The organism is Endozoicomonas sp. YOMI1, from assembly GCF_024606345.1.
Classification (GTDB): domain Bacteria; phylum Pseudomonadota; class Gammaproteobacteria; order Pseudomonadales; family Endozoicomonadaceae; genus Endozoicomonas.
Window position 1 is genome coordinate 1 of sequence record NZ_JAHHPM010000130.1, and the last position, 10,338, is coordinate 10,338.

8 protein-coding genes are annotated in these 10,338 nt (G+C 46.2%); 3 read left to right on the top strand and 5 right to left on the bottom strand.

Features of this window, described 5'->3' with window-relative positions:
• Positions 1-306: 306 nt before the first annotated feature.
• Positions 307-750 (bottom strand): flagellar biosynthetic protein FliO, encoded by a 444-nt coding sequence (gene fliO, locus KDK15_RS04710; RefSeq protein WP_257294209.1) that lies wholly within the window; start codon positions 748-750, stop codon positions 307-309.
• Positions 751-1,183: 433 nt separating this feature from the next.
• On the opposite strand from fliO, the gene KDK15_RS04715 reads away from it, so the two are divergent.
• The gene (locus KDK15_RS04715) at positions 1,184-5,533 is read left to right on the top strand and encodes a hypothetical protein (protein ID WP_257294210.1); all 4,350 of its coding nucleotides are present in this window, start codon (positions 1,184-1,186) and stop codon (positions 5,531-5,533) included.
• A gap of 77 nt (positions 5,534-5,610) precedes the next feature.
• Here the strand turns inward: KDK15_RS04715 and KDK15_RS04720 are convergent, their stop codons facing one another.
• Complete coding sequence (locus KDK15_RS04720) at positions 5,611-5,997, bottom strand: phnA protein (protein WP_257294211.1); 387 nt, start codon at positions 5,995-5,997, stop codon at positions 5,611-5,613.
• Positions 5,998-6,096: 99 nt separating this feature from the next.
• On the opposite strand from KDK15_RS04720, the gene KDK15_RS04725 reads away from it, so the two are divergent.
• Positions 6,097-6,762: an N-acetylmuramoyl-L-alanine amidase gene (locus KDK15_RS04725; RefSeq protein WP_257294212.1), complete on the top strand. Its 666-nt coding sequence runs from the start codon at positions 6,097-6,099 to the stop codon at positions 6,760-6,762.
• 136 nt (positions 6,763-6,898) lie between these two features.
• On the opposite strand, the gene KDK15_RS04730 is transcribed toward KDK15_RS04725, so the two are convergent.
• Together KDK15_RS04730 and KDK15_RS04735 are read right to left on the bottom strand one after the other, a co-directional pair.
• Complete coding sequence (locus KDK15_RS04730; RefSeq protein WP_257294213.1) at positions 6,899-7,693, bottom strand: phytanoyl-CoA dioxygenase family protein; 795 nt, start codon at positions 7,691-7,693, stop codon at positions 6,899-6,901.
• Positions 7,694-7,734: 41 nt separating this feature from the next.
• Entirely contained in the window at positions 7,735-8,094 is a 360-nt protein-coding gene (locus KDK15_RS04735; RefSeq protein WP_257294214.1) for a hypothetical protein, read from the bottom strand.
• Positions 8,095-8,383: 289 nt separating this feature from the next.
• On the opposite strand from KDK15_RS04735, the gene KDK15_RS04740 reads away from it, so the two are divergent.
• Positions 8,384-9,577, top strand: coding sequence for a class I SAM-dependent rRNA methyltransferase (locus KDK15_RS04740; RefSeq protein ID WP_257294215.1), 1,194 nt, complete (start codon positions 8,384-8,386; stop codon positions 9,575-9,577).
• A gap of 34 nt (positions 9,578-9,611) precedes the next feature.
• Here KDK15_RS04740 and KDK15_RS04745 read toward each other — a convergent pair whose 3' ends face one another.
• Positions 9,612-10,268: an HAD family phosphatase gene (locus KDK15_RS04745; RefSeq protein WP_257294216.1), complete on the bottom strand. Its 657-nt coding sequence runs from the start codon at positions 10,266-10,268 to the stop codon at positions 9,612-9,614.
• Positions 10,269-10,338: the final 70 nt, after the last annotated feature.

Genomic DNA, 10,338 nt, shown 5'->3' on the forward strand with positions numbered 1-10,338 from the left:
CATTTCCCTGTTTCCAGGGTGGTGTATTGTATTTAGGACTGGCATAAAGGCAGCTAGAGCCTTGGATCATAACAACGAATGTTGCGCTCGTTGCGGTTTTAATCAAGAGACATTGACAGGTTGTGTACAGGTTTTTGTGGATAACCTGTGCAAGACCTGTATAACTCCTGTTTCCAATTATGAATAAGTTTATTTGTGCATAAGTGGGTGTGGAAAAACCGCAAAGCAACAGTTAAGCGTGATAGCCCCGAAGATCAAGATGAGTGAGTCAAATCTGAAGTCCGGGGCGGTTAATTTCGGTACCCTTTAAACATCCGCTTTCTCAGACGATTTATCACCATCCGTTTTGGAGCGCAGGAGTTTTTTAAACTGCTCTGAAAGATCTGCCTGCCCTTTGATATGACTTCTATCGACTACCGGGGCATCAAAGTCTTTAAGCAAAGTAATCTGGCTTGCTGTGATGCCAATAAGAAGGTCTTTACCACAAACCCGAACCAGAGTCAGGCGGGACTGATTCGATAGAGGAGCGCTGGATAATAACTCTATATCTTTTCCCATGGCTGGCAGTTTGGGGTTAAGCCGCTTGACCAGCCAGGCCAACGCAAAAATCAGGCTGACCACCATCAGCATGGGCATGACAACCTGAAACAGATCCAGTTCACTGACCGGATTGGCAGGCTCTGCTGTCTCTGCCATCAAGCTGGTGGGCAGAAGTAACAGGAGAGGATAATATTTGAATAATTGTCTCATGCTAATGACTATAAAGCCCTCCCGGCTCAGAGTGCAAGCTTCTGATTTGGTTTATATTCTGCGCAATGGTGAAATCCTTTACTGCTTATTGACTCATCTTGTTAGAGATGTGAATTAAAATGGATTATCCATAAACGAATCAATTTGCCCGCGATGATCAGATAGTGATTAAATATCAATAGCTTAATAGTATTTGGTTTTCTTTCCGAGTATATTTTTTTCTTTAATGAACTATTGTCCTTGTTATTGATCTAAAGAAGTAGTTAGAAAATCAGTAGAACTAATTCAGGCTTAAGGTGTGATTTCTTAATGAATATAATGACCATCGCTTGAAGTAAGCGAAATTTTAAGCCTTGTGGAATACAGGAAGTTCATAAGCCGCTTAAAACCATACGGTTAAAAAAATCTTTCCAGAGTATTTAAGGAGTAAAAAATGGATCCAAAGGTTAAGAATTCAGGTTATGGAACAACAAGTTCTCATCCTGGTGGTAGTCCGTCTGATTCTACAGGGCGTGGGCATGAAACGGTTACTCTTGGAAGTAATAAACAGCATGCTAACAACGGTAGAACAGAACAATCCGTTCCATCGAGGCAATTCGCAGGTCATCCCTGTTCAACAAGGCCGCCAGAGTCTCCCAGAGTTTCAGGTTGCGCCGTGACAAGAACTGAGATACGCCAGACGGGGTCTCAGCATTCACCAAAACCCTTTTATTCCGCTTATTCAGTCGGACAAAAGACTGTAGTTACCCGGTTATCTTCACCCTACAGCCCCAGTACAGCAACTGAATCATCTGAAGATTCCTGGATGGCTATTGCCAGGGGGTGTTGCGACATCTTCAAGAGTGAAATAATTGAAAACATCCGATTCATGAAAGATGTAACTGAACAGCAGGTTTACCATGCTCTATCTAAACTGAGATACTCGGAAACAGTCATGCCACTTTTAGAGGGGCTGAGTTCTGATACGAAATTAAATGCTGCACATAGATGGGCCCTGAAAGAGGTGGTCAGAGCGCACCAGCTATTGAAATTAGATCAGAAGCCCTATTCTGGAACTGGCTTGAGAGGAAAGGAGCCTGAGTCAACAATTAAGAGGAACAGGCAGAAATATTCCCCTAAGTACCAAATTGGGGCTCAAACCCCTGCAAAGAGTCAGGGTGCCTATGGATCAGGACAACCAAGGGTAACACCTTCACATCAACCACCGAAAACTAAGCAACCTGTTAAAATTAAATCCCCAGTGCATACCCGGACTGAGCAATCATCTGGAACTCAAAGAGAAATACAGGGCACCCGGGCAGGTCTGTTAAAGCCACAGACTACGCAGCGTGAGGAAACTCATTCGGCTAAAAATGAGAGAGATCGCCCACTGACAACGAATGCAGACCCATCTTATGGTTCTTGGTTGGGCCTGAAGGGTAAGGATCTGACCCCTTCTCTCAGGTTTGACATAGAACAGGGAATAGCGGGCGCCAATGAGGCAAACCATTCCAGGAAGCCTGAAGAATTGCTGCCAAAGATCAGTTCACAACGTACTGCTGTGAAGAACGTTAGGCCCCCGGTTATACAGGTTGATTTACCAAAGACCAATGCATCTACTCCCCAAACGGCTAATGCTTCAGGTTCATCTACTTCCCGTTTGCGCCCACCGACAGAGAGAAAGCAGGAAACGCCGTTAATTCCTCGGAACTCTCACTTCCGGCCAATCAGGCCTGAAGCGAATGTTGCTGCCACTACCGCTATGACAGAAGGCCTGAATTTGCCGAAAGCCCCAGAGTCTGGCGGAGCAAGGCGAAAGCATCTACCCCCGGGAGTGGGCAGTGGGTCTGCACGTCCAGCACCGGTAATCCCGGCAAGACCCGATGCGGCCCTGACAAAAGCTTCAGACAGGCCAGCTCAGCGGGTAACTCAGAATTCACCGCAGGCTGACTCTGAAAATTTGGGGCATGCAACTAAAGCGCAATTAGATGCAATATCCAATAATCTTTATTTATATGCTCATCTGCGCGGTGAGTACCTTAAAAAAATTGTGAATAGCATTAACTCATTAGGACTGAACAAGGAGACTATTGAGACAGCTTGTGGAAAAAGTTGGATAAAGCAAACACAAGATACTTTGGACTATGTGCAAGAGGAGTACGTCCGCCAAAAAGAAAGCCTTCTCTCCCCAAGCCCTGCTGTTGAGGCGGGCCAGGTTACAGTGACTGCAGAAGGGCTGTCTAACGCTAATAGACCTGAGAATTCTATTTCCAAGTCCAACGATTCAGAACAGGTAACAGAAGCTGCTGGATCTCATCAGTCCATCGACCCCGCCCCTCAACGCCCGATGAGAACCAATGGATTACAGGCAATTCAATCAACCACCCGTCCTTCTGAGGAAGGAAGCGTTTTCGTCAGTGTAGAGGATATTTTGGATGCGATGGTTGATGAGGCGAGTCCTGTTTCATCTCATCAGAGCTCAGAACGATCCAGCCCATGGGAAATTGTTGCAGATGAACATGGTTTTGAATTTGTTGTCGACACTGGATCTCAAGCTCCATACACAGACCATCAGCAAATACAGGTATTGAAGCCCTGGGATGCCCTGGGCCTGGATAACCCGACTCCCTCTCTGAGATACGATATTCAGCAGCAAGCAATTGATCCGTCAGCGCTGGCTGATCAATCCGGGCATGTCAGGATTACTGATGAGCAAAAGCAACCAATCATTAGTAAACTTGAAACGTTATATCCTATGGATGCCGTTACCAGGCAAATGATAAGGAGAAATATTGGTACTATTCAACTGACTGCCTGGCAGGTTGAGGCAGCCATTAATGGTGGTAGAGAGTCACTGGGTGATATTCTGGAAAAGTGTCAACTGCGTGACTCAGAACTATCATTTAAAGCCACTTTTGGGCGTCAATACGACGGCTTTGTGCAAAATCAACGTCATTTTGTTCCAGTTTCCAGGAATGGTTCCAGTCATTCCGCTAGCCTGGAAGATGTTACCAATGGCTTTGTTGCAAGGTCTGGTCAATCGAGTGTTTTGCCTGATGTCAGAGCTGCTGCTGTTCATGCTGGCGAAGGTATCATTAATCCTCGTGTTAAAGCTGCTCTGAATATAGGAGCAGGTATTCAAGCAAGAAACAATAACTGTGGCCTTGCATCGTTCTTTATGTCTATTTCAAATAATGGATTGCTGGGTACGTTGATTAGCGATGCAGAAAATAAAATTGAAACACTTGATCGTTTAGGGGATTTTGTTAAAGCCAGATCCTTAAACGAGTTAGTTAACCTATTGAAGAAATTCAATATTTGCGACAATGTTCGTAATTATATTCCAAATGATGAGCTTGATAAGATAAGGCTGCACTGTGGCCTGAGAGAAGTAAAATTATCGCCTCATGTTGTGGATGACGCTTTCAATAAACCCGGGCAAACTGTAAAATTTATGGTTGAATCGGAATTTGATGATGGCCATGCTTTAAATCGCAAAAATAAAAAAGCGGCAATATCATTACAAATATCAGCAGGTCCGGTACAAGATTCATTACATGCTACGGTTAATTCTCTACCTGATCCATCTTTAGGTTTTATGCGTCTAAGAGGCATTCCTCTGACTTTAAATCAAAAGCTTACTCAAGCTGATCTTGCCGAGTTGAAATTTGTACCGTTTGGAGAATTACTGGAATCCGCTGAGATCTTAGACCCGATACTTAAGGAAATCTATGATTATTTGAATACTGAAGCCGGGCCGTTACAAAGTGCATCGGAGTTACGGAATAAGCCCACGTCACTTAAGCATAAAGTGGCCCTGGTTGAGATGCAGAATGACCGTAGAACGTTACCCGACAAAGGTCGTTCATCAGAATCAGAAAATTTTAAATCTATGATAGAGGATGAGAAAATCCCTAATCATTTAAAGATTGATCATAATAAAACGATAAAGAAATCTCATCGTTATAATAGTGATGTTACCGGAGAGACTATTGAGCATTATTTTAATAAACAGGGCGTTTTAATCTTGAAACTGACGAAGGAGCATCATCATTTAGATGAGCATGTAATCCGAAAGGAGTACGAGTTCTATGATGAGTACGGAAATCAGTCCAGGAAAACCACCGTTGAAATGGAAAAGTACTTTCAAAATGGCACTCCTTTCATTCGCTCCAAAACGTCAGAGTTTGTTAATAAAGATGGCGAGAGAATGAGAGTTGAAAAAACAATGACTGGATATATAAAAAGCTCTCCAACAAAGGGAACGGTAACAACAACGGTTATGAAGAGAGCAGATGACTTTGAAGAGATGATCAATATCTTTATTGATAGCTGTGTAGACCGGAATAGAGATGTTCAAAGTGCTAAAAAAGAACTTTTACCGGATCGCTATAATAATAGTCCGGAAGTGATATTCATGACCATACCTAATGAGGGTAAAGACAACAGGGTTAAATTCGATGACTGGCAGAAGGATGTAGGTTTACCCATGTATGGAAGTAAGAAAAAAATTCCTTATGAAGTCAGTGCCGTGATGGCGATTCAAGAAAGCCACTATGTATCCTGGCGAAAAGACCGTATGAACGGCCTGATTCACTATGCCGACTCCATGGGCGAAGTTGAAAACGAAGTCCCTATTCCAGTAGTGGTTACGATGCCAGATCAGGATACAGAAGCAGCTCTTCAGTCTGCTGATCGAGGGGCCAATGGCAAGCATAGACACTACAAAGAGGCCAAAGACAAGCTGAAAGTGCTTGGGACCCAGGTTGCTTTGGTTATGTTAAAGCGAAAAACAATAAATTAGACGCTCTGGTTTATCCTGGTACTTAGAGCCATTTATTGGGCAATAAATGGCTCTTTTTTTGTTCCCTTTTCAGCTTTTTATTTCAACTGCTCAATGTCAGGCTCAAGGTAAGCATGCTCCAGTGCTTTCATAGCCCAGTCCTGTTTTTCCGATAATTTTCTTAGCAGTCGAAGAGAAACCACCTGAACGGCAGGTATCTGGCTCCAGATACTTTTAGTGAGGCATCGCCAGTGGTTGGGCTCCAGACGTGTTGGCTGCTCCAGTTGCGTTTTGCAGGTTTCACAGAGCATCAGACAGTGGTCGTAATCTGGCTCACCGGGAACGGGCTCTACCTCATAGATGGACAGTGGAACGCCGGACGCTTCACAAAGTTCACATTTCGATTTTGCCCGTCGTGCCAGGTCCTTTCCCAGCAGACTCAGGGCACTCTGTCGCTCCTGATGCTTTAGTAGCCCTTTGGCCATGGTTTATCCTCCAATAATTTCTTTATCGTTACGTCGGCTTGCAGTCTCTGGATAATCAGACAATGATAAGTTGATTGATATCTGGCTGGCTGCGTGCTTATGACTCTGAATGTGAACAGGGTAAAAACTGCGAATAGGGATGACTGGTTAATTCCTGTGGATTATCTGGTAATTCATTATACCGCGGTAGACCTGAAAGATACGCTGGACATATTTATGAACCCTGAGTCCTGTGCGTCTTCACATCTGGTGATCGATACGGATGGTGAGATTTATGAACTGGTTGACTGCCTGGATGGTTATGTACATCGCGGTTGGCATGCCGGGGTTAGTGAGTGGGAAAGTATTCAGGGGTTAAATGATTGCTCTATTGGCATTGAGCTGGTGAATTATAACGGTAATGTATTCCCGTTTACCGACGAACAGTATCAATCTCTGCAGCGGGTGATGGCCAGGTTCAAAGAACACTATCCTAATTTGCGCGACCCTGAGAGGGTTCTTGGCCATGAACATATTGCCGGCTTTCGTGGCAAGGCAGACCCCGGCATGCTGTTTGACTGGCCCCGTTTTTACCGGGAGAACTACCCGGAGCTAAAGGCTCCCTGGCGTCCGGCGCTATGCCCGAAAGCACTGCAAGAGAGTTTGCTGCAACTGAAAAAGAGTGAGCCTGAGTCGCAAGCAGAAAAAAGTCAGTTCTGGCGTTCGGTAAGTTTGCTGACAGAAACGACCCTTCGCCTTATTGCAGAGGCTAAGGAACTGTCCTGAAATAACTTCCATATTTCTACAGACGCTACCCGAAAAGCTGGAATCGTTTGTGCTTTTGCGGGCAGCGGGCGGCGGGAAGCGGGCGGCGAACTTTTCCCGGACTGAGTAAAATAATGAAGTTATTCTGGAACAATTGCTATGTCGTAAGACCCAGAAGCTGTTCTCCAACTGGTGTCAGTTTAGCGGGCTCACCGGGTTCCGGGTCCTGTTGATACGGAAAGTTGCGCCAGCGCTCAGGCGCTCTTTTGTCTCGCCACAACTGAATACGCTCTTCCCGATTATCTTCGGTACCCGCCGGGAACATGGAGATATATTGGGTCAGGCGTGGCTTTGCATGGTGGTTCAGGCTGCTGGCATGGGGCAAGCGTGAGTCCCAGAGAATGAAGGTTCCGGCCTTGCCCGCCAGATGGACAATATCATGGCCTTTCAGATCTTCATCAGTAAAGAGTAGAGAGTTACGATCCAGTGTCGTTTGTTTCCCGGTGTAAAGACTGGGAACACAACAGAATGCCCCCTGATTTTCCGCCGTGTCTGTCAGGTAGAGAATACCCTGGTACCTTGGCAGGAACACTTTTTCCGGATGGCTGTCCAGGTGGATCTGACTGTCGTCTTTCTTATCCGGATGCTCCGGGCGCCAGGGTGGTTTGAAGGAGGCTCGATCCAATCTTACCCAGAGATCGTCTGTCTTTAAAAGGTCAGCATACAATCGGTAGACAGGTTCATACTGGCGGATATCCCAGAATGCCTGATGATGATGAATGGGGACAATACCATTACTGCCCAGGTTTTTCTGGTACCAGGTTGTGGGGTCATCCAGATTAACATCGAGAAAGTCGGTAATGGCTTTGATAACGGGCTGGAGTAACTGCTCAGGTACCAGGTCGGGAACGATGATGTACCCTTTTTCTTGCAGTTCGCTCGGATCAATCATTACTCAGGTCCCTCATTGCAGTGGCTTTTGCCGGAACGTGGTCAGTGCAGCGTTGACTCCAGTGTCTGAGCCTCATAAGACTCTGAAGGTACGCGCTCTTCAAGGCTATCCAGCAAGGCCATGACCGTTTTGCGGATAATATCCGTGTTCTTGTTCAGCTCATGGTATTTGACAATGCTGATCAGCATTTGTGCCAGGGGATAAGTCCGAAGATGGTTTTTAATATCGGCTGGCGACATATTTCCTGTTGCCTGTTCGACAAAGTCATTGGCGCCCCGGGTAAATCCTTTATGGGCTGACTCAAGAAGATCCATCGTTGAACGGTCATCAGTGCTATCCATCAATGACTGGAGCAGGGTGTTCAATGGTTCTTCGTTGTTATGGGAATTGTTATGAGACATCTCTACAGCTCCTCAGTGGGTACTTTAATCTCAAGCAATGAATAGACTAAAGTTCCAAGGAACATAAGAGTATGCGTACATGCACTGAAGTTATATTGAACAGTAACTAATGTAGAAAAGCGCTTATACCCATACAACGCACTTCTGCCGTGTAACGCTGGTAATCTTTCCTGACTCATTTCGGTGTTTGCCAATCTTTATATCAGCCAGCTACTGTTGCCAATGCTGGCTGATAGTTTCCTGGTATTCCCGGCTTGACTGGATCTGCCTGCTTGAAAAGGGTTAGCTCATGATATTAAAACGATTACGCCTGAAGAATAAGGCTGACCGCCGCCTGAAACTTGGGCACCTGTGGATATACAGTAATGAAGTGGATACGCAGACCACGCCACTGAGGCGCTTTGCAGTGGGTGAGTGTGTGCTGGTTGAAAATTCCTTTGGCAAGACGTTGGGAACTGCTTATGTGAACCCCAATAGCCTGATCTGTGCCCGCCTGGTCAGCCGGGAAGCTGACCGACCACTGGATAAGGCGCTTTTGATCCATAGAATTAACGTTGCTCTGAGCATGAGGGAGCGATTGTTTGAAAAGCCCTATTACCGATTAATTTATGGGGATAGTGACGGATTGCCCGGGCTGGTGGTTGACCGGTTTGATCAGGTACTGGTGGTTCAGATATCCACGGCGGGTATGGAACGGGTTCGGGATGGAGTCGTCGAAGCGTTAAACCAGGTTCTGAAACCGAAAGGTATTTTGTTAAAGAACAGTGGCAATGCCCGCAAGCTTGAAGACCTTCCTCAATATGTTTTGGTTGCTTCAGGAGCCGTTCCGGAAGTGGTGGTGCTTGAAGAGAATGGCGTAAGCTTTCAGGCTCCGGTGATGGAAGGCCAGAAAACCGGTTGGTTTTATGATCACCGGCTCAATCGAGACCGCCTGCGGCATTATGTAAAAGGTAAACGGGTACTGGATGTTTTCAGTTATGTGGGTGGCTGGGGCATTCAGGCGGCAGCTTTTGGGGCTGATAAAGTGACCTGCGTTGATGCGTCTGCCCTGGCATTGGAAAATGTTCATGCCAATGCTGAACTCAATGAAGTCCAGCATAAGGTGGATACGTTGCAAGGTGATGCCTTTGAGGCATTGAAGGCTTTGAAAGATAGCCAGGAACGGTTTGACCTGGTCATTGTTGATCCACCGGCCTTCATTAAAAAGCGCAATGATATCAAGGCTGGTGAACAGGCCTATCGTCGCATCAATGAGCTGGCTATGCGTTTACTGGAGAGGGATGGCTATCTGGTGGCAGCCTCCTGCTCAATGCATTTGCACAGGGATAATATGATTGATTTGCTACGGGCTGGCAGTCGTCATATTGACCGTAACCTTCAGATTCTGGAGCAGGGACACCAGGGACCGGATCATCCTGTGCATCCATCTATTCCGGAAACGGACTATATTAAAGCGATTTTTGGCCGGTTAACTGTTCAATGACTGGCCGTTAATGGTCTCCGTGGTTATAGCGCCACTAACGGAAACTGATGATTGGCCAGCCATGGGCCTCTGCGAAGCTTTTGAGCTCCGGGTCGGGGTCGACAGCCACAGGGTTATCGACCTTCTTAAGTAGCGGCAGGTCATTTTGTGAGTCGCTGTAGAAGTAGCTGCCTGCCATTGAGTGCTTCGGGTGCTGATTCAGCCATTCCTGCAGCCGGAGTACTTTCCCCTGCTGATAGGTGGGAATTCCAGTAACGTTGCCAGTATAGCGGTTGTCGCTAATCTCCAGGTCAATGGCCAGCAGGGTATCCACCCTGAACTTATCAGCAATGGGTTTGGTAACAAAGCGATTGGTTGCTGTGATGATCATAATATAATCACCACGCTGGCGGTGTTGTTCTATCCTGGCCAGTGCTTTATGCAACAGGATGGGGCTGATGACCTGTTCCATAAACTGGCCATGCCAGGTTTCAAGCGCCTCAAGGGTGTATTGTGTTAATGGCTTAAGGCAGAAATCCAGATACTCCCGGATGTCCATAACCCCCTGTTGGTACTGCTCATAGAAGCGGTTGTTACCTGCCCTGAAGCTTTCACTATCAACCAGGCCATTGGCAGCCATAAACTCTCCCCACAGGGCATCACTGTCGCCCGCAATGAGGGTATCGTCCAGATCAAAAATTGCCAGGGTCATTTTAACTCCGGTTTATTAAGTAGTTGGCCAAATGGAATCGTATTTTCTGGCTAAGTGGGCAGTTACTATG